The sequence below is a fragment of the Gordonia lacunae genome (genome assembly GCF_002149015.1).
Lineage (GTDB): Bacteria > Actinomycetota > Actinomycetes > Mycobacteriales > Mycobacteriaceae > Gordonia > Gordonia lacunae.
Genome location: NZ_NGFO01000052.1, coordinates 1 through 17947 on the forward strand (window position 1 = coordinate 1; position 17947 = coordinate 17947).

Annotated in this window: 19 protein-coding genes and 1 tRNA gene; 13 read left to right on the plus strand and 7 right to left on the minus strand. The window is 68.0% G+C overall.

Going from position 1 to position 17947, the window contains the following annotated elements; translation table 11 throughout:
• Window positions 1–516: 516 nt before the first annotated feature.
• On the plus strand, window positions 517–945 hold the full coding sequence (locus CA982_RS25005; RefSeq protein WP_086537809.1) for a nitroreductase family deazaflavin-dependent oxidoreductase: 429 nt from the start codon (window positions 517–519) through the stop codon (window positions 943–945).
• Window positions 946–967: 22 nt separating this feature from the next.
• Here CA982_RS25005 and CA982_RS25010 read toward each other — a convergent pair whose 3' ends face one another.
• Window positions 968–1660 carry a lysophospholipid acyltransferase family protein gene (locus CA982_RS25010; RefSeq protein WP_086537810.1) on the minus strand — a complete coding sequence of 231 codons (693 nt, stop codon included), beginning with the start codon at window positions 1658–1660 and terminating at the stop codon, window positions 968–970.
• Window positions 1661–1696: 36 nt separating this feature from the next.
• On the opposite strand from CA982_RS25010, the gene CA982_RS25015 reads away from it, so the two are divergent.
• Together CA982_RS25015 and CA982_RS25020 are read left to right on the plus strand one after the other, a co-directional pair.
• Window positions 1697–2269: a TetR/AcrR family transcriptional regulator gene (locus tag CA982_RS25015; RefSeq protein ID WP_244176501.1), complete on the plus strand. Its 573-nt coding sequence runs from the start codon at window positions 1697–1699 to the stop codon at window positions 2267–2269.
• 61 nt (window positions 2270–2330) lie between these two features.
• Window positions 2331–2879 (plus strand): dihydrofolate reductase family protein, encoded by a 549-nt coding sequence (locus tag CA982_RS25020; protein WP_086537811.1) that lies wholly within the window; start codon window positions 2331–2333, stop codon window positions 2877–2879.
• A gap of 6 nt (window positions 2880–2885) precedes the next feature.
• On the opposite strand, the gene CA982_RS25025 is transcribed toward CA982_RS25020, so the two are convergent.
• Entirely contained in the window at window positions 2886–3320 is a 435-nt protein-coding gene (locus CA982_RS25025) for a DUF309 domain-containing protein (RefSeq protein ID WP_158097834.1), read from the minus strand.
• A gap of 162 nt (window positions 3321–3482) precedes the next feature.
• Window positions 3483–3568, minus strand: a tRNA-Leu gene (locus tag CA982_RS25030).
• Window positions 3569–3845: 277 nt separating this feature from the next.
• Here CA982_RS25030 and CA982_RS25035 point away from each other — a divergent pair.
• From CA982_RS25035 to pknB, 7 genes are all read left to right on the plus strand, one after another.
• Window positions 3846–5219, plus strand: coding sequence for an FhaA domain-containing protein (locus CA982_RS25035; RefSeq protein ID WP_086537813.1), 1374 nt, complete (start codon window positions 3846–3848; stop codon window positions 5217–5219).
• A 225-nt stretch (window positions 5220–5444) separates the two neighbouring features.
• Window positions 5445–5909 carry an FHA domain-containing protein FhaB/FipA gene (locus CA982_RS25040; protein WP_086537824.1) on the plus strand — a complete coding sequence of 155 codons (465 nt, stop codon included), beginning with the start codon at window positions 5445–5447 and terminating at the stop codon, window positions 5907–5909.
• Window positions 5906–7423: a PP2C family protein-serine/threonine phosphatase gene (locus CA982_RS25045; protein WP_086537814.1), complete on the plus strand. Its 1518-nt coding sequence runs from the start codon at window positions 5906–5908 to the stop codon at window positions 7421–7423. Before CA982_RS25040 ends, CA982_RS25045 begins: the two co-directional genes overlap by 4 nt.
• Window positions 7420–8853 carry an FtsW/RodA/SpoVE family cell cycle protein gene (locus tag CA982_RS25050; protein WP_086537815.1) on the plus strand — a complete coding sequence of 478 codons (1434 nt, stop codon included), beginning with the start codon at window positions 7420–7422 and terminating at the stop codon, window positions 8851–8853. Before CA982_RS25045 ends, CA982_RS25050 begins: the two co-directional genes overlap by 4 nt.
• Window positions 8850–10346, plus strand: a complete 1497-nt coding sequence (locus CA982_RS25055) for a peptidoglycan D,D-transpeptidase FtsI family protein (RefSeq protein WP_086537816.1) — start codon at window positions 8850–8852, stop codon at window positions 10344–10346. Before CA982_RS25050 ends, CA982_RS25055 begins: the two co-directional genes overlap by 4 nt.
• Entirely contained in the window at window positions 10343–11713 is a 1371-nt protein-coding gene (locus CA982_RS25060) for a protein kinase domain-containing protein (protein WP_086537817.1), read from the plus strand. The genes CA982_RS25055 and CA982_RS25060 overlap by 4 nt, the downstream gene beginning before the upstream one ends.
• 127 nt (window positions 11714–11840) lie before the next feature.
• The gene (gene pknB / locus CA982_RS25065; RefSeq protein ID WP_086537818.1) at window positions 11841–13793 is read left to right on the plus strand and encodes a Stk1 family PASTA domain-containing Ser/Thr kinase; all 1953 of its coding nucleotides are present in this window, start codon (window positions 11841–11843) and stop codon (window positions 13791–13793) included.
• A 21-nt stretch (window positions 13794–13814) separates the two neighbouring features.
• Here pknB and CA982_RS25070 read toward each other — a convergent pair whose 3' ends face one another.
• Window positions 13815–14474, minus strand: coding sequence for an aminodeoxychorismate/anthranilate synthase component II (locus CA982_RS25070; RefSeq protein ID WP_086537819.1), 660 nt, complete (start codon window positions 14472–14474; stop codon window positions 13815–13817).
• Window positions 14475–14620: 146 nt separating this feature from the next.
• Between CA982_RS25070 and crgA the strand changes: the two genes are divergently transcribed.
• Both crgA and CA982_RS25080 read left to right on the plus strand, forming a co-directional pair.
• Complete coding sequence (gene crgA / locus CA982_RS25075; protein WP_004023313.1) at window positions 14621–14911, plus strand: cell division protein CrgA; 291 nt, start codon at window positions 14621–14623, stop codon at window positions 14909–14911.
• A 115-nt stretch (window positions 14912–15026) separates the two neighbouring features.
• On the plus strand, window positions 15027–15530 hold the full coding sequence (locus CA982_RS25080) for a PH domain-containing protein (RefSeq protein ID WP_086537820.1): 504 nt from the start codon (window positions 15027–15029) through the stop codon (window positions 15528–15530).
• Window positions 15531–15710: 180 nt separating this feature from the next.
• Here the strand turns inward: CA982_RS25080 and CA982_RS25085 are convergent, their stop codons facing one another.
• Both CA982_RS25085 and CA982_RS25090 read right to left on the minus strand, forming a co-directional pair.
• Window positions 15711–16424 carry a rhomboid family intramembrane serine protease gene (locus tag CA982_RS25085; protein ID WP_086537821.1) on the minus strand — a complete coding sequence of 238 codons (714 nt, stop codon included), beginning with the start codon at window positions 16422–16424 and terminating at the stop codon, window positions 15711–15713.
• Between the two features lie 209 nt (window positions 16425–16633).
• Window positions 16634–17155, minus strand: coding sequence for a peptidylprolyl isomerase (locus CA982_RS25090; protein ID WP_004023318.1), 522 nt, complete (start codon window positions 17153–17155; stop codon window positions 16634–16636).
• Window positions 17156–17266: 111 nt separating this feature from the next.
• Here CA982_RS25090 and CA982_RS26760 point away from each other — a divergent pair, with 111 nt between their 5' ends.
• Window positions 17267–17446, plus strand: a complete 180-nt coding sequence (locus CA982_RS26760) for a hypothetical protein (protein ID WP_208618117.1) — start codon at window positions 17267–17269, stop codon at window positions 17444–17446.
• Window positions 17447–17710: 264 nt separating this feature from the next.
• Here the strand turns inward: CA982_RS26760 and CA982_RS26765 are convergent.
• The coding region (locus CA982_RS26765; RefSeq protein ID WP_208618123.1) for a hypothetical protein at window positions 17711–17947 on the minus strand (237 nt) is incomplete at its 5' end.

Below are 17947 nucleotides of genomic sequence, written 5' to 3' on the forward strand. Positions count from 1 at the left end.
TCGACGGCGACAAAAGTGTGGGAGCGCTTGTGGACATCAGCACCGATGACGATCATGGAGCTTGCCTTCCTGTCACAGGGTGGGCGGACAGTCGGGCCGGTCGGTGGACATACTTCAGTGGAGGGGCGCTGCCACGCTCCTATCAAGTCACGCCGGCCGGTCCGTCACACCAGATGCCGGCACGATGAGGCAACACCAACCCCGAAGGGGTGGCAGGGAGCAGGAGAGCCAAACACCCGGTGGACGAAACCCAATCACCACTGACGTGGCTCCACAACCCTGACACTGAAGGGAGCAGGGGCTATACGGTTCTTTCGGATCAGGGAGCGGAGGGGTGACCGCTGGCGCTCGGCGCACCTCAGGGAGCGGAGCGGTGTCCCCTGGCGCTCCGCGCACGTCGGTGTCCGCGGCCCGGCGGCCATCGTGGATCACGAAAGGCCCGCGCTCCGTGAGGGAGAGCTTCACGAAGGGTTCGCCGAGCTTTCGGCCGACGGTCGGAGAGGCGATAGTGGACCCATGACGTCGCTGTTCATCCGAGCACTTCAGACCCACCAGTGGCTATACGAGCATTCGGGCGGTCTCGTCGGTCACCGACTGCTCATGGGCAATCCCACGCTGCTGCTCCGGACGATCGGACGCCGCACGGGTGAGGCGAGGTGCAACGCCCTCACCTATGCGCGTGACGGCGAGGCGTATCTGGTGGTCGCGTCGAACGGCGGATCACCGCGACCGCCCGGGTGGCTCGCCAACCTCAAGGCCCATCCGAATGTCGAGGTCCAGGTGGGTCGGCGCCGGGTCCAGGTCACCGCGCGGGCCACCTACCCCGACGACCCGGACTACGCCCGGCGCTTCGTTCTCGTCGACGAGGTGAACCGCGGTCGCTACGCGGGCTACCAGAAGAAGACGACGCGTCCGCTGGCCATCGTCGAGCTGACACCGCGGTAGGCGCTCGCGACCGTTCGCTGATTCACGCAGCGCCGGGCCGCTCGTCGCCGCTGGTCCACCGCCGCGCGTACTCGTCGATGTAACTCTGTCCGGACCGCTCGCAGATCGTCGCCATCAGTTCGTCGGTGAGGACACGGATACGGTCCTCGTCGACATAGCCGGATCGGAGGTCGAGCGCCGGGAGGATGTCGATCGTGACCCTGCGCCTGCCCGACGAACGGCCATCCGCTCGCCCGGTCCCGGAGATCGCAACCGGTACCAGCGGCGCACCCGTGATCAGCGCCACCCGCACGGCCCCGGTTCGTCCGCGATACATCCGCCCGTCCGGGGATCGAGTGCCTTCGGGGTGGATTCCCCAGGCTCCCCCGTCATTCAGGATCTCCACCGCCCGTCGGAGCGCCGACGACGCTTCCGTGCCGCCACGACGGTCGACCGGAATCTGCCCCAGGGTGAGGAAGAACCAGCGTTGCAGGCGACCGACGGGGCCCGGCCGTTCGAAGTACTCGCGCTTGGCGAGGAACGTCACCGGTCGGCGCGCGGCCAGAGCCAGGTAGAAGGAATCGAGTACCGACAGGTGATTGGCGGCGACGATGACCGGCCCGCGCGTGGGCAGATGCTCGCGGCCCGCGATGCGGGGTCGCGCCCACACGACGAGGGCGGGACCGATGAGGATGTACCGACACAGGGCGTACGCCAGTCGGGTTCTCACGTGCATAGACAGTGTCTACCCGAGGTGGGTGACACTGTCTACGTGCAGACAGCGAAAACCAGGACCGCGTTGGTTCGTGCGGGCGTCGAGTTGTTGGAGGAGACCGGTTCGCCGGACGTCGGATTGCGCGAGATCGCGCGTCGTGCGGGCGTCTCCCACGGCGCTCCCCGCCGATGGTTCCCGACGCATCGCTCACTCCTGGCGGCCGTCGCACGTGACGGTCTCGAGGACCTGTCATCGGAGTTGATGCACGCGGCCGACGGCAGCTTCGGGACCGTCCTGCGGGTCGCATCCGAGTACGTCGCATTCGCCCGTCGTCGACCAGCCATGTTCGCCTTGATCTTTCGTCACGACCTCCTCGAAGGTGCGGGCGCCGATCTTCGCTCCACGTCTCAACCGCTGTTCACCTGGCTGGTCTCGTTGATCGAGCAGCGCGGCGCCGTCGTCGACCCCGAGTCGCGTGCCGCCGAATTGTGGGTGGGCGTGCACGGGATCGCAATGCTGTCGTCGACGGGTGCGCTCGGTCTCGCCGTGCCCGGAATCGACGACCGCACACTCGTCGAACGCATCGTCGCGAACAGCCTCCGACCTTCTCCCGGTGATCCGGACCGATGACATTCGCCCGGCCCGCCGGTCGATATCTGGGAGGACACCGCGACGACACTTCAGGAGAAGCATGCGAACGCTGGCGATCACCCAGAACATGACGCTCGACGGTTCGATCGAGATGTTGACCAACTGGTTCGACCCGACCGTCGAGGCGCCGGACCTCATGGCCGAATCGCACCGCCAGGATGCCGAGGCCGACGCGCTGCTCGTCGGTCGGCAGACCTTCGAGGACTTCCGCGGCTTCTGGCCGCACCAGGCAAACGACGCCACCGGGATCACCGAGTACCTCAACACCGTCGACAAGTACGTGGTGTCGCACACGATGACCGACCCGGAGTGGCAGAACTCGACGGTGCTGTCCGGCGATGTCATCGAGAACGTGACCGCGCTGAAGAACGCCGACGGCAAGGACATCGTCGTGACCGGCAGCATCAGCCTGTGCCACACACTGATCGTGGCCGGTCTCGTCGACGAGTACCGGCTGTTCGTCTACCCGACCGTCCAGGGATCGGGACGGCGCCTGTTCCCGGCCGGCCTGGAGATCCCCAGTCTGCGGCTCGAGGACACGAAGAGTTTCGAGCTGGGCGTCTCGCTGCTGCGCTATCGGGCGCTGTGACCCGGTTCAGGTCGGACTGGACTCGATCTCCTCGAGAGCACGGGCGCGAATAGCCGCGAGGTCCATCCCATAGGTCAGCCCCTGCGACTGCTCGTACTCCGTCAGTCGGGCGGCGGCGCGATCATAGAGGCGCCGGGCGCCGACGGGATTGCCACGACGATGGTGCGTCAGTCCGACGCAGAGCTGGGCCAGTCCCTGCCACAGCGGACGCTCTTCCGGCGGGCACGACTTCCAGCGGGTCTCGAACACCTCGTGCGCGGAGAACGGCCGCCCGTCGTCGAGCAGTTGGCACGCGAGCGCGATCGTCTCGTCGGGCGGCAACGGCTCCTCGGACACGGGTTCGACGCCCCGCTCGCCGTACGGCAACGGCCGCCCCAGCTCGTCGCGCGGCCGGGCCTGACGCGCGCGACCGTCGGGGTCGCGGTCGCGGTTCTCGAACACTGCGCACCTCCTGACCGAATGGTTGCGAACCGTATCGTCCGTCGGAGTCTCCGCCCTCCGACCGGGGAGCGGTACGAGCGACAGCAGGACGGTACCCATCCGTCGGGCCCGGAAACGAGAAAGGTCAGGTTGCCGTCTGCAACCTGACCTTGTCTTCGCTCGTGGTGGGCGAAGGGGGACTTGAACCCCCACGTCCCGAAGGACACTGGCACCTGAAGCCAGCGCGTCTGCCATTCCGCCACTCGCCCGTGGCCACCGGAAATCCGGTGGGCATGTCGTCGAACTGGGTGCGTCCGGCGACTGGACGACGATAGCAGCACGCCGCCACCGATACAAAACTCGATCTCCGACGTTGCATTTGTGCAGTACGTCGGGTTACGTCAGATGCCGAATACACACCACTGGGACGGGAGTTGCACCTGGTGCACCAGTTGCCTTGGTGGCACAGTTGGCCGTTGATGTCGCTATCATCAAACAAGGCCAGATGCACGGCGACACGCTCTATTGCCGCGAAAGGAGGTCTCGGTGGGGATCCTGCAACGACTAGAACGCAAGCTCGAAGGTGCAGTTGACGACGGTTTTGCCCGTGTCTTCGGTGGTCAGGTGGCCCCGCAGGAGATCGAGAACGGGCTGCAGCGAGAAGCCGAGGAGTCGCTCGAGAACCTCGGTGACGGTACGGTCCTTGCGGCCAACAGCTACACGTTGCTGTTCAGTCCCACCGATCATCAGCACATCGCTGCGGAATACGAGCTGAACCGCAAGACTTTCTCGAAGCATTTGGAAAACTTCATCAAGGACAACGGGTGGCAGACCTACGGCACGGTCGTCGTAGAGTTCGAGCAATCGCCGTCCTTGCACACGGGGATCTTCCGCGCACGCGGCACGGTCAACCCGGACGCGCGGCCCCGCCCGGTGGGAGCGCGTTCGGAGCAGCCGCACGGTGCACCGGTCCCCGGCCCGCCGGCCGGTCGCCCGGCCCCTGTTTCCCCACGTCCCAACGCCCCCGACCAAGGAGCCCCCAAGATGACTCAGAATCCCGGATACGACCAGCGCAGGGGCGCCGATCCCGCCTACGACCAGTACGGACAGGGATCGGGACAGCCGGGAGACCAGGGCTACGGCCAGCAGGGCTACGACCAGTACGGTCAGCAGCCCGGCTACGAGCAGGGCTACGGCCAACAGGGTTACGACCAACAGGGTTACGACCAACAGGGTTACGACCAGCAGGGCTACGGTCAGCAGCCCGGTTACGGACAGCAGGGTTACGGCCAGCAGCCCGGCTACGACCAGCAGGGCTACAGTCAGCAGCCCGGCTACGGACAGCAGGGCTACGAGCAGCAGGGTTACGGCCAGCAGCCCGGTTACGACCAGGGTTACAGTCAGCAGCCCGGCTACGGACAGCAGGGCTACGAGCAGCAGGGTTACGGCCAGCAGCCCGGTTACGACCAGGGTTACGGCCAGCAGGGCTATGAGCAGCAGGGTTACGGCCAGCAGGGCTATGAGCAGCAGGGTTACGGCCAGCAAGCGTACGGCCAGCAGCCCGCGGGTTACGACTACCAGGGCGGCTACGACCAGGGTTACGGCGCGGGCCGCCCGGCAGCCGGATACGCCCCGTCGTCGATCACCCTCCTCCTCGAGGACGGCAGCAACCGCACCTTCCAACTGCACGAGGGATCCAACGTGATCGGCCGCGGACAGGACGCCCAGTTCCGTCTCCCCGACACCGGCGTCTCGCGTCGACATGTGGAGATCCGCTGGGACGGCGCCACCGCCATGCTCACCGACCTCAACTCGACCAACGGCACCACCGTCAACGATCTGCAGGTGAACACCTGGGAACTCGCCGACGGTGACCGCATCCGCGTCGGACACTCCGACATCACCGTCAGGTTCCAGTAGACCCGCATACGTCGAGCACACGCCCACCGAACACGGGCGGCGGTCGACACTGGCCCGAGCTCGCTCCGGCCGGTTGATACGGAACTGTCATATCCGAATGACCGAGTTCGACGCATCTGCCCATAGGATGCAGTCGGGTCCGTGGAGTTCGATCAGCGGTCCGACGATCGATGCCGCGAGCGGTACGACCCGACCGAGACGGAACGCGCTGGAGGTGAACACGACATGCAGGGCTTGGTGCTGCAACTGACCCGCATCGGTTTCCTGTTGTTGCTCTGGCTGTTCGTCTTCGCCGTGATCCGCACCCTGCGCGCCGACATCGCGTCGGCCGGCGGCCTGCGCATCCCCCGGTACTCGGGCGGTTCGGAGAAGCGGCGTCGCAGTGGCGGCGTCCGCGGCGCGGCGCGCCATCTCGTCGTCACCCACGGCGCGCTGGCGAACACCAGGATCAGCCTCGGTCAGCAGCCGGTCCTGCTCGGACGCGCCGATGACTCGACGCTGGTGCTGACCGACGACTACGCCTCCGAACGACATGCGCGGCTCTCCCGACGCGGCGACGACTGGTACGTCGAAGACCTCGGCTCCACCAACGGCACCTACCTCGATCGTTCCAAGGTGACGACCGCGGTGAAGGTCCCGCTGAACACGCCGATCCGCATCGGCAAGACCGTGATCGAGTTGCGCCCGTGACCCTTGTGTTGCGCTACATCGCGCGCAGCGACCGTGGTCTCGTGCGGTCCAACAACGAGGACTCGTTCTATGCGGGTCCTCGCCTGCTGGCACTCGCCGACGGCATGGGCGGCCATGCGGCCGGCGAGGTCGCCAGTCAACTGGTCATCCGCGCGCTCAGCTCGCTCGACGACGACGAGCCCGGCGGCGACCTCCTCACCCAGCTCGACAGCGCCACCCGCGCCGGCAACGAGGCGATCGCCGCGCAGGTGCAGGAATCACCCGAGCTCGACGGCATGGGCACCACGCTCACCGCGATCCTCTTCGCCGGCAGCCGAATCGGCTTGTGTCACATCGGCGATTCCCGCGGTTACATGTACCGCGACGGTGCGCTGACCCAGATCACCCGCGACGACACGTTCGTCCAGACCCTCGTCGACGAAGGTCGCATCACCGCCGAACAGGCACACACCCATCCGCAACGCTCGCTGATCATGCGCGCGCTCACCGGCACCGAGGTCGAGCCGACCCTGACGATGCGTGAGGCCCGCGCCGGCGACCGGTACATGCTCTGCAGCGACGGCCTGTCCGACGTGGTGACCGAAGAGACCCTCGCCGAGACCCTGGGGTCCATCGCCGACCCCAAGGAGTGCGCCGACCGGCTCATCGAACTCGCGCTGCGCGGCGGCGGCCCCGACAACGTGACCGTCGTCCTCGCCGACGTCGTCGACACCGAGTACGGCGACTCGCGCCCGATCGTCGGCGGCGCCGCCGGCGGCAACGAGGAGATCTACACGCCCGACCCGGCGACCGCCGCGGGCCGGGCTGCGGCGCTCCGTCCGCCGCCCGCCGAACCACAGCGCCCGACGGTGCTGACCGAGGCCGAACCCGCCACCAAGCACAAGAGCAAGTACCGACGCTGGATCGTCGCCGGCGTCGCGCTGGCCGTGGTCGCCGCGCTGGTCGTCGGCATCTTCGTCGTCCGTGCCGTCGTGCGCAGCAACTACTATGTGGCCGCCGACGACGCCGGTGACGTGCTCGTCTATCAGGGTTCGCCGGAGAAGGTGTTCTTCCTGTCGATGAGCAACCCGGTGCAGCGCGTCTGCGTCGAGGGCCTCGACCAGGCCGAACCGACCTACACGTTCATCGACTACGACGGCGGCACCTGCGAGTTCCCGCTCAACGTCGACGACCTGGTGTCGGGGCCGGCGCAGTCGGTCAAGAACGTGATGATCCGCAACAAGAGCGAGCAGCAGATCCAGGGCGTCGTCACCGACGAGCTCACCTTCCGCTGCGACAACGCGCCCTCGTCGGCGGCGCCTGCACCGACCCCCCCGCCGCCGGCACCGTCGGAGTCGACACCGAGTACCGACCCGTCGGCACCCGCACCCCGTGCCACCGCGGCACCTGCACCGGGAATCCCGCAACAGGGTGCGACCGAGTCGGTGGCCCCGCCCACCGGCAACGCCGGACCGTCCGCCACGCCCGCACCTGACCAGGACGCCGGCACGAGTTGCCGCCAGCAGGTGAGATGACTCAAGCCGCGCCCGCACCGCACGCCCCGCCACGCCAACCCGCCACGAGCACCGGCCGCAACGCCGAACTGTTGCTCCTGGTGTTCGCCATCGGCCTGGTGACGGTGGCGTTGCTCATCGTCCAGGCCGCCCAGGGTCAGAACCTCACCTGGGACATCCTCAAATACGTCGCCGCCTACACCGGGCTGTTCGGCGTCGCGCACCTGGTGGTCCGCCGCTACGCGCCGCACGCCGATCCGATCATGCTGCCCGTCGTCGCGGTCCTGAACGGACTGGGGCTGGTGCTGATCCACCGGCTCGATCTCGGCACGGGCAACACCGGGGAGTCGGTCAACGCCACCGAGGCGACCCGCAACGCCGACCAGCAGTTGCTGTGGGCGGTGCTCGGCATCGTGGCGTTCTCCGCGGTCCTCATCCTGATCCGCGATCACCGCACGCTCTCGCGCTACGCCTACACGCTCGGCCTCGGCGGGCTGGTCTTCCTGATCATCCCGGCGATCCTGCCCAGTGCCTTCTCGGAGATCAACGGCTCGAAGAACTGGATCATCACGCCGTTCTTCTCGATCCAGCCCAGTGAGTTCTCCAAGATCCTGATCATCATCTTCGCGGCGGCGGTCCTGGTGTCGAAGCGCGACCTGTTCATCACCGCGGGTCCGCACGTGCTCGGCGTCGATCTCCCGCGTGCCCGCGACCTCGGTCCGCTCCTGGCCGCCTGGGCGATCGCCATCGCCGTGATGGTGGTCCAGAAGGACCTGGGTACGTCGCTGCTGATCTTCGCGACCATCTTGACGATGCTCTACGTGGCCACCTCGCGTGTCGAATGGCTGGTGCTGGGCATCGGGTTGTTCGCGATCGGCGCGGTGTTCGCGTGGTCGATCTTCTCCCACCTGCAGACTCGGGTCTCGGTGTGGCTGAACCCCTTCGCGGACTTCGACGGCTCGGGCTATCAGATCGGGCAGAGCCTGTTCGGCCTGGCGACAGGTGGGCTGTTCGGCACCGGCCTCGGTTCGGGCCGACCCAACATCGTGCCGTTCGCCAACACCGACTTCATCATCTCGACCATCGGTGAGGAACTCGGCCTGGCCGGCCTGACCGCGATCCTGCTGCTGTACATGATCTTCATCCACCGCGGACTGCGGACCGGCATCGCCGTGCGCGACAGCTTCGGCAAACTCCTGGCGACCGGACTCGCGTTCACCATCGCGATGCAGGTCTTCGTCGTCGTCGGCGGCGTCACCAAGCTCATCCCGCTGACCGGTCTGACGACACCGTTCCTGTCCTACGGCGGATCGTCGCTGCTGGCCAACTACATCCTGGTCGCGCTGCTCATCCGGATCTCGAACGCCGCGCGCGAACCCGATCCCGGGAAGAAGCGTCCCGCGGCCAAGCCCGTCGAGGCACTGCCGACGCAGGTGGTGAAGCGCCGATGAACAAGCCGATCCGCAATGTGTCGATGGCGGTGATCGTGATGATCATCGCGCTGCTGGCGAACGCCACCTATGTGCAGGTGTTCAAGGCCGACGCGCTGAAGACCGACACTCGCAACAACCGGGTGCTGCTCGACGAATACTCCCGCCAGCGCGGACTGATCACCACGGCCGACGGCACGGTCATCGCGCTGTCGGTGCCGATCGACAGCCGCCTGAAGTTCCTGCGCCAGTATCCGCGGGAGGGCGCCGAGGCGTTCGCACCGGTCACCGGCTACTACTCGTTCCAGTACCTCGCCAGCCAAATCGAGCACTACGAGAACAGCATCCTGAACGGATCCGACGACCGCTTGTTCGGCCAGCGGTTCATGGACATGTTCTCCGGCCGCGACCCGCGTGGCGGCAACGTCGTCACGACGATCAACCCGAAGGTGCAGCAGGCGGCGTACCAGGCGATGCTCAACGGCCCGTGCGACGGGCCATGCCGGGGCGCCGTCGTGGCCCTGCAGCCGAACACCGGGAAGATCCTGGCGATGGTCTCGACCCCCAGCTACGACCCCAACAAGCTCGCGAGCCACGACCAGGAGGTCCGCGAGGGCAGCTGGGAGGCGTGGAACCGTCCCGGGGACACCGCGCAACCGATGCTGAACCGCGCGATCGGCCAGCTGTACCCGCCGGGATCGACCTTCAAGGTCGTCACCTCGGCCGCGGCCCTGCGGGACAACATCACTCCCGGCATCCGTCTCACCGCCGCACCGACCTTCCCGCTGCCCGGCACCGATGTCTCACTGCCGAACTACGGCGGCGAGACGTGCCCCGGGTCGTCGGGTGGAACCGTGTCGCTGGAGACGGCGTTCAAGTACTCGTGCAACACGGCCTTCGCCGAGCTGGTGACCGAGAAGATGTCCGACGCGATCCCGAAGTTCACCGAGACCGCGAGCCTGTTCGGCCTCGATCAACCGGGCCCCGACATCCCGATGCCCGTCGTCGACTCGACGGTGGGGCAGATCCCGTCCCTCGACGTCCTCGCGCAGGCCTCGATCGGTCAGCGTGACGTCCGGCTCACCCCGCTTCAGAACGCGATGATCGCCGCGACCGTGGCGAACGGAGGTGTGCGCATGCAGCCGTACCTGGTGGACAAGTTGCAGGCCGCGGATCTGCGAACGCTGCAGACCACTCCGCCGACCACCGCCAACAAGCCGATCACGCCCGAGCAGGCGGCCGAGCTGACGTCGATGATGATCGAGTCGGAACGGTCGACCGCCGGCGCGGGCGGCCCGGTGTCGATCGCGTCGAAGACCGGAACCGCGGAGAGCGGGTCGAGCACGGACACCCCGTTCTCCTGGTACATCGCCTTCGGACCGTCGTCGAACGCGCAGATCGCGGTCGCCGTCGTGGTGGAGAATGGACAATTCGGTGCGGACTCGGTCGGCGGGACCGTTGCGGCACCGATCGGACGAGAAGTGATCAACTCACTGGTGGGAGGTGGCAGATGACCCTGCAGAACGGCACCACCATCGGCGATCGGTACCGGCTCATCCGCCTGATCGCCACGGGCGGCATGGGACAGGTGTGGGAGGCGCTCGACACGCGCCTCAATCGTCGGGTCGCGGTGAAGGTCCTCAAGGCCGAATACACCAGCGATCCCGAGTTCATCGCCCGGTTCCGCGCGGAGGCCCAGACCACCGCCAAGCTGAACAACCCGGGGATCGCGAACGTCTTCGACTACGGCGAGACCCCGGACTACAACGGCGGCGACCCGCTGGCGTATCTGGTGATGGAGCTCGTCGACGGCGAACCCCTGAACTCGGTGATCTCCCGGCTGGGCCGGCTGTCGCTGACCAACACCCTCGACATGCTCGAGCAGACCGGTCGGGCCCTGCAGGCCGCGCACAGCCAAGGACTCGTCCACCGCGACGTCAAGCCGGGCAACATCCTGATCACCCCGGTCGGCCAGGTGAAGATCACCGACTTCGGAATCGCCAAAGCCGTCGACTCCGCCCCGGTCACCAAGACCGGCATGGTCATGGGAACGGCGCAGTACATCTCGCCGGAACAGGCCACCGGCGACGAAGCGACCGCGGCGTCGGACGTCTACTCACTCGGCGTCGTCGGCTACGAGGCCCTCACCGGCCGCCGGCCGTTCCTCGGCGACGGAGCGATCACCGTCGCGATGAAGCACATCCGCGAGTCTCCGCCGCCGCTGCCGTCGAACCTGCCGTCCGGCGTCCGTGAACTCATCGAGATCACGATGGCCAAGGACCCACGGCAGCGCTACGCCAACGGCGGCGAGTTCGCCGATGCGGTGGCCGCCGTTCGTGCCGGGCGACGCCCGCCCCGCCCGGGGGCGATCGCCGGTGCCGCGGCGGGTGCCGCGGGTGCCGCCGCGCTCGGTGCCGCCGTCGCACGTGGCGCCACCCCGCCGACCGGGGCTGCCTCGCGCCCGGTGACGCCCCGGCCGACATCCCGCACCGCGGTGGCCCCGCCACCGCCGGACAACAGCTGGACGACGGGGCAGAAGGTGCTGGCCGGGATCGCGGCCGCGCTGCTCGTCGGCGCCATCGGCCTCATCGGGTTCTATTTGGTGAACAGTGGCAACGGCGGGGCGGCGACACCACCTCCGTCGTCGTCGACGGTCACCGAGACCACGACCACCGAGGCACCGACCGAGGAGCCCGACGAGCCGACCACGACGCGGCGGACGACTCGCACCACGACCTCCGAAGAATCCACCACCACCGACGAGACGTCGGAGACCACCACGCCGCGCCAGCAGACCGACACCTCCGAATCGCCGCCGGACCCCGGTGCCGCGACCGGAACCCCGTGTTTCCCCGGCGTGCCGTTCTCACCGTTGTGCTGATGGACCGCTGTACTGGAGACGACCGTGCCGATGCATCGACAGTGCCGGTGAGCCGAATGTCTCCGACCGAGAAGTTTCCGACGCTATGTTCTGACCAGAGATCCTGAGGGGCGAACCACCGAGGCCGATGTCGACACCACACCACCTCTCCGACCGCTACGAACTCGGCGAAACGCTGGGTTTCGGTGGCATGTCCGAGGTGCACTACGCGCGCGACCTGTTGCTGCACCGCGATGTCGCGGTCAAGGTGCTGCGTGCCGACCTCGCCCGAGACCCGTCGTTCTACCTCCGGTTCCGTCGCGAGGCGCAGAACGCGGCGAAGCTGAACCACCCCACGATCGTGCAGGTCTTCGACACCGGCGAGGCCGAGACCGAGGACGGTCCGCTGCCGTTCATCGTCATGGAGTACGTCGACGGCGACACCCTGCGAGATGTGTTGCGCGCGAACGGTCCCATCTCGCCGCGACAGGCGATGACCTGGATGGCCGACGTCGCCGCCGCCATGGACTTCTCCCATCGGAACGGGATCGTCCACCGCGACATGAAGCCGGCGAACGTGATGATCGACAAGTCCGGTGCCGTGAAGGTCATGGACTTCGGCATCGCGCGCGCGATGAGCGATGCGACGTCGACGATGACCCAGACGTCCGCGGTGATGGGTACCGCGCAGTACCTGTCGCCCGAGCAGGCCCGCGGCATCAAGGTCGACCCGCGCAGCGACATCTACTCCATGGGATGTGTGCTGTTCGAGCTGCTGACCGGCGAGCCGCCGTTCACGGGTGACTCACCGGTCGCCGTCGCGCATCAGCACGTGCACGAGGATCCGCCGTGGCCGTCGCATGTCCGGCCCGAGATCCCGCGCGAACTCGACTCCGTCGTCCTCAAGGCGATGAGCAAGAACAAGGACAACCGCTACCAGTCCGCCGCCGACCTGCGTGCCGACCTGATCCGGGTCCTCGCCGGCGGCAAGCCGTCGGCGCCGATGCTGCTCTCGGACGAGGAACGCACCGAGTTCATCGACACCGGGCCCCGCCGCCCGACCCGCGCGGAGACGACCGGTCCGCGCCGTGCGATCCCCGCCCGCACCGCGAACGGCAACGGCGGAAATCACCGCCGCGACGACGCGGACGAGGACGGCAAGACACCTCGACGCCGATCCCGGCTGCTCATGGCCGGTGCGCTGGCCGTCGTCGCGTTGTTGATCGGCACCCTGTTCCTGTGGTCACCGTGGAGTTCGGGGTCCGCACCGCAGGAGTCCGTCCCGGCGGTCTCGGGACTCAGTTCCGACGACGCGCAGGCCTCGCTCGAACGAGCCGGCTTCGAAGTCCGCGTTCTCGAAGAACCCAGCCTCGACGTCGGTGCGGGTCTCGCCACCCGGACGACGCCGGGCGAGGGCGTGATGGCGGCCGAGGGTTCCGAGATCGCGCTCTACGTCTCGACGGGTCCCCAGCGTGTGCGCTTGCCGTCGGATCTGGTCGGCAAGACACCCACGGAGGCTCTGGACTCGCTCAAGGTCCTGGGGTTCACCAATGTCCGCACCGACCGGGTGGACTCGTCGGCCGAGATGAAGGACAAGGTGGTCTCGACCGCACCGGCGGTCGGCACCGAGGTTCCGGTCAACGGCGCGGTCGTCGTCAACGTGGGCAACGGTCCGCGCGAGGTCACGGTCCGCGACGTCGTCGGAATGTCCGAGGATCGGGCACGGTCGGTGCTGGAAGAGCTCGGCATGACGGTCGTGGTCGTCGCCGCGGACTCCGACCGTCCGGCCGGCGAGGTCATCTCCACCTCGCCGGGCCCCGGCTCGACCGCCGAACAGGGCAGCACTGTCCAGATCAGCGTGTCGCGAGGCAATCTCTTCACCGTCCCGAACCTGCGGGGCAAGACTCCCGCCGACGCACAGACCGAACTCGAACGTGCGGGCTGGGAGCGCTCCACGCTGACGCGCCAGACCCGCAACGTGCCGCTCGGCAGTCCGGACGACGGTCGCGTCGTCGGCCAGGAACCCAATCCCGGGTCGCAGACCCGCAAGAGCGGTTCGATCACGATCATCGTCGGCCAGGCGAGCCTGCTGCCCAACTGAGCCCGACCCCACCCGCCGGGATCAGCCGATCGCGGTCGCCATCTCCGCCTCGAGGGCGGACACCCGGGTTTCGTCGATCTCGATTCCACACGTCTTGAGCCAGTTGGCGAGCATCCGGTGGCCGCCCTGGGTCAGGACGCTCTCCGGATGGAACTGGACGCCGTGGATGGGGAGTTCGCGGTGCGCCATCGCCATCACGATGCCCGACTCGGTGCGACCGGTGACGACCAGTTCGTCGGGGATCGTCTCCGGCAGCACCGTCAGCGAGTGGTAGCGGGTGGCGGTGAACGGATCGGGTAGTCCTTCGAGAACGCCCGCGTCGTCGTGGAAGACCAGCGAGGTCTTGCCGTGCAGGAGTTCTGGCGCGCGGTCGACCGTGCCGCCGAACGCGGCCCCGATCGCCTGGTGGCCCAAGCACACTCCCAGCAGAGGCAGTTCTTCCTCGGCGGCGACGCGGACCATCGGCATCGTGGCGCCGGCGCGCTGCGGGGTGCCGGGACCGGGGCTGAGGAGCACCCCGTCGAATCCGGCGACGGCCTCGCGCAAACGGTCGGGGTCGGCCGGGGAGAGTTGCGGGTCGTCATTGCGCCACACAACGGCCTCGACGCCGAGCTGGCCCAGATACTGGACCAGGTTGTAGACGAAGCTGTCGTAGTTGTCGACCACCAGAATGCGACTCACGCGAAAAGGCTACCGCCGAAGCGGGTGGTCGGCGTCGGCGACCTGGTGAGATACCGTAGAACTCGAGTGTTTGCCACTGGCGGGGACGTGTGTTGTCGCCCGCTCGCGTACGACCGCTCCGGCGGTGCCGCACAACAGAGGAAGTCATGCCGAAGTCAAAAGTCCGGAAGAAGACCGATTACACGATCAACCCGGCCAGCCGGACGCCGGTCAAGGTCAAGGCCGGCCCTTCGAGCACCATCTATGTAAGCGTCATGCTCGGCCTGATGGTGCTGGGTCTCGCCTGGCTCGTCGTCTACTACCTTGCCGCCACCCCCACCGCGTACGGCGGCGAGGGCCAGGTCCTGCACTGGATGGCCGAACTCAATTCGTGGAACTTCCTGATCGGCTTCTCGCTCATGGTGGCGGGCCTGTTGATGACGATGCGTTGGCGGTAGGCGCTGTCGGTCGTTCGCGTGTCGAAGGCGCTGAGCTGCTGAAACACACGCGTGTAAGTTATCCACACTGTGGAAATCACATGTGTGTAAGTCATCCCCATTGTGAGTAACTCCTGTGGATAACTCGGACGACTCCTACACACATGCCTGGGCGACTCCCATCGGCGCGGGGCTCGCGGGTTGTCTCGGCGGTGTCGTGCTGGTCGTGGCGGCCGTGGTCGTCGCCGGCGATCCCGCCGGGTCGGTCCTGATGGGTGTCGCCGGGATCCTTCTCCTCGCCCTCGGCGCCTACACGCTGCTGGTGCGTCCCCGACTGGCCATCTCGTCGGATCCGTCGCCGGCCCTGATCATCCGAACCCTTCGCGGGCCGCGGTCCTATCCCCGCGAGCGCATCGAGCGGATTCGCGTGCTGTCGATCCGCCGGGTCGGACGCCGCGTCGGACAGCTCGAGATCGACGTCCTCGACGACGAGGCGGCCGCGTCGCCGTCACGTCGTGAGGGTATGGGCCCGCGCGACGACACCCGTCTGGTCGTGCTCAGCCGCTGGGACCTCGGGACCGACCTGCCGACCGTGGTCGACGCACTGCGTGAGGCCGGATTCGTCGTCGACGAGGGGTAGGCGTCTGGGCGCGCGCGAAGCACCCGCGCGACGCCTGATGCATGTGAGAATTCTCGGGTCCCGGTCCGAAGGGACCAGACCGATGCCCGCAGCGCCCTGCTAATCCCTGCTCCCTGAGGAGCGCCCGGAGCTTGCGGAGGGCGCGTCACGAAGGGCCTGGCGAGTCGGCGGACCCTTCGTTCAGCGGATGTAGATCATCCCGTCATAGACAACACCTGCGCCGATACCGAGACCCAGGGCGAGGATGAACAGCGCGGCGAGCGCGATCCAGCCGACGCGGCTCGCGGCCTGGGGATTTCGACGACCCGCGGGCAGCACGGCGTCGGGCAGGTAGACGATGGCTGCGGTGGCGGCCGCGCCGAAGACGAGACCGCCGAGGTGCCCCAGGACCGAGATCCCGGGGAGCGAGAACGACAGTACGACGTTGAACCCGATGATCAGCAGGACCGGGACCGGGGACACGCGGGCCTTGAGGATGATCACGAGCATCGCGCCCATGAGGCCGTAGATCGCCCCCGAGGCGCCGGCGGTCAGGGCGCGGTCGTTCTCGAAGAGCATGACCGCAGCGCTGCCGCCGAGGAGAGCGATCCCGTAGACGGCCAGGTAGCGGCCGATCCCGAGTGCGAGTTCGAGGTCGCGACCGAGGATGTACAGCGAGAGCATGTTGACTGCCACGTGCATGACGCTGAAATGCAGGAAGCCCGCGGTGAGGAGGCGCCAGTACTCGCCTGCTGCGACATCGCTCTTGAGGAGGTCGCCGGCGCTGAAGATCGACGCGCCGCCGGGGTCGCCGACCCCGGCCTGGAGAACGCACAGCGCGAAGATCAGCAGGTTCACCGCGATCAGCGCATAGGTCGCATAGGGCTGCGTGGGCGCGGTACGCGTCGGCGCCATCCTGCGCACGCCGCCCCCGGGGCCGCCGAGTGACGGCGACCGCTGCACTCCGTCGTTGCGGAGACAGTCCAGACAGTGCTGACCGACCGCAGCCGGACGCAGGCACTCGGGACATGCCGGACGCCCGCAGCGGCTGCATGACAAGCCGGTGGGACGGTCGGGATGCCGGTAACACACCGCCCGCTGCGGAGCGGTGTGCTCCGGAGAGGTCAGTTGACCTCGATCTTCTCGATGACGACCTCGTCGAGCGGCCGGTCGCTGCGGTCGGTCGAGGTGGTGGCGATCGCGTCGACGACCTGCTGCGACGCCGGATCGGTGATCTCACCGAAGATGGTGTGGCGACGGTTGAGGTGCGGGGTCGGGCCGACGGTGATGAAGAACTGCGAGCCGTTGGTGCCCGGTCCGGCGTTGGCCATCGCCAGCAGGTACGGACGATCGAACTGCAGCTCCGGGTGGAACTCGTCACCGAACTGGTAGCCGGGGCCGCCCATGCCGGTTCCGGTCGGGTCGCCGCCCTGGATCATGAACCCGGAGATGACGCGGTGGAACACAGAGCCGTCGAAGAACGGACCGGAGTTGCCGCCGGACGCGTTGGGCTTGCTGTATTCCTTGCTGCCGTCGGCCAGGCCGACGAAGTTCTCGACGGTCTTCGGCGCGTGGTTCGGGAACAGGTCGACCTTGATGTCGCCGCGATTGGTGTGGATGACTGCGGAGGTTTTCTGGGTAGTCACACCTCCATCCAACCACTTGCACCGGGTCTGATGGTCGGGAGATGCCCGCGAGGTGCGCAAATGCACCGGGCGGGGTGGCAGCTGCGCGCACCGGCTGGCAGTCTTGAGCCCATGTCCAAGAACTACCTCTTCGCCGCGCTGGGTGTGGTCGCCGCGTCCGTCACCGCCGTCATCGCCGTCGGCTCTGTGCGTCGCGCACGACGCGTGGCGGCCCCGGTGTCCCCGACCGTCCCGCGGATCGAGGAGGTGCGCGAGGCGCTCGCCGAGAGCACCGAGACGCAGGCGTCGTGACCCGCCGCGGCCGCCTCGGCACCGGGCCGCATGTCGCGCACGGGTAATTTGGACTCGTGACCTCAGACGACGAGCGCTCCCCGAACCCGCCGCCGGGGTCCGGCAGCGCTGACGACCGGACCCGCGAGTCGTGGTCGACGCCCGAGAGCCCCGCACCGACGAGCAATCCCGCGCCGTGGGAACGGGCACCGGCACGGCCGGTCAGCGCGCCCCCGCGCGGAGCGGACACTCCCGACGCCGGACGGCCGACGCCGCGCGGCGCATTCACCCCACCTCCGGGCGGCCGACCCCCGACTCGACCCGGCCCACCTCCGGGCCAACGACCGGCACCACCGCGCGGCGACACGCCCGGGCCGACGTCAGGCCCTGCCGGACCGCGCCCACCCGCGCCGGGACCGCAACGACCGGGGCCGACTGGTGCCGGGCCGACGCCCAACGCGCCCGGTGCGGGCGCCGGTCCCGCCGGCCAGCGACCGGGTGGCAACCCCACCGGTCCGGGTC

Excerpts from the sequence above, each read along its gene's own strand:
- CA982_RS25005 (WP_086537809.1), top strand. The coding sequence starts at position 517 with ATGACGTCGCTGTTCATCCGAGCACTTCAGACCCACCAGTGGCTATAC.
- CA982_RS25010 (WP_086537810.1), bottom strand. The coding sequence starts at position 1,660 with ATGCACGTGAGAACCCGACTGGCGTACGCCCTGTGTCGGTACATCCTC.
- CA982_RS25020 (WP_086537811.1), top strand. The coding sequence starts at position 2,331 with ATGCGAACGCTGGCGATCACCCAGAACATGACGCTCGACGGTTCGATC.
- CA982_RS25040 (WP_086537824.1), top strand. The coding sequence starts at position 5,445 with ATGCAGGGCTTGGTGCTGCAACTGACCCGCATCGGTTTCCTGTTGTTG.
- CA982_RS25050 (WP_086537815.1), top strand. The coding sequence starts at position 7,420 with ATGACTCAAGCCGCGCCCGCACCGCACGCCCCGCCACGCCAACCCGCC.
- CA982_RS25055 (WP_086537816.1), top strand. The coding sequence starts at position 8,850 with ATGAACAAGCCGATCCGCAATGTGTCGATGGCGGTGATCGTGATGATC.
- CA982_RS25060 (WP_086537817.1), top strand. The coding sequence starts at position 10,343 with ATGACCCTGCAGAACGGCACCACCATCGGCGATCGGTACCGGCTCATC.
- pknB (WP_086537818.1), top strand. The coding sequence starts at position 11,841 with ATGTCGACACCACACCACCTCTCCGACCGCTACGAACTCGGCGAAACG.
- crgA (WP_004023313.1), top strand. The coding sequence starts at position 14,621 with ATGCCGAAGTCAAAAGTCCGGAAGAAGACCGATTACACGATCAACCCG.
- CA982_RS25085 (WP_086537821.1), bottom strand. The coding sequence starts at position 16,424 with ATGGCGCCGACGCGTACCGCGCCCACGCAGCCCTATGCGACCTATGCG.
- CA982_RS26760 (WP_208618117.1), top strand. The coding sequence starts at position 17,267 with ATGTCCAAGAACTACCTCTTCGCCGCGCTGGGTGTGGTCGCCGCGTCC.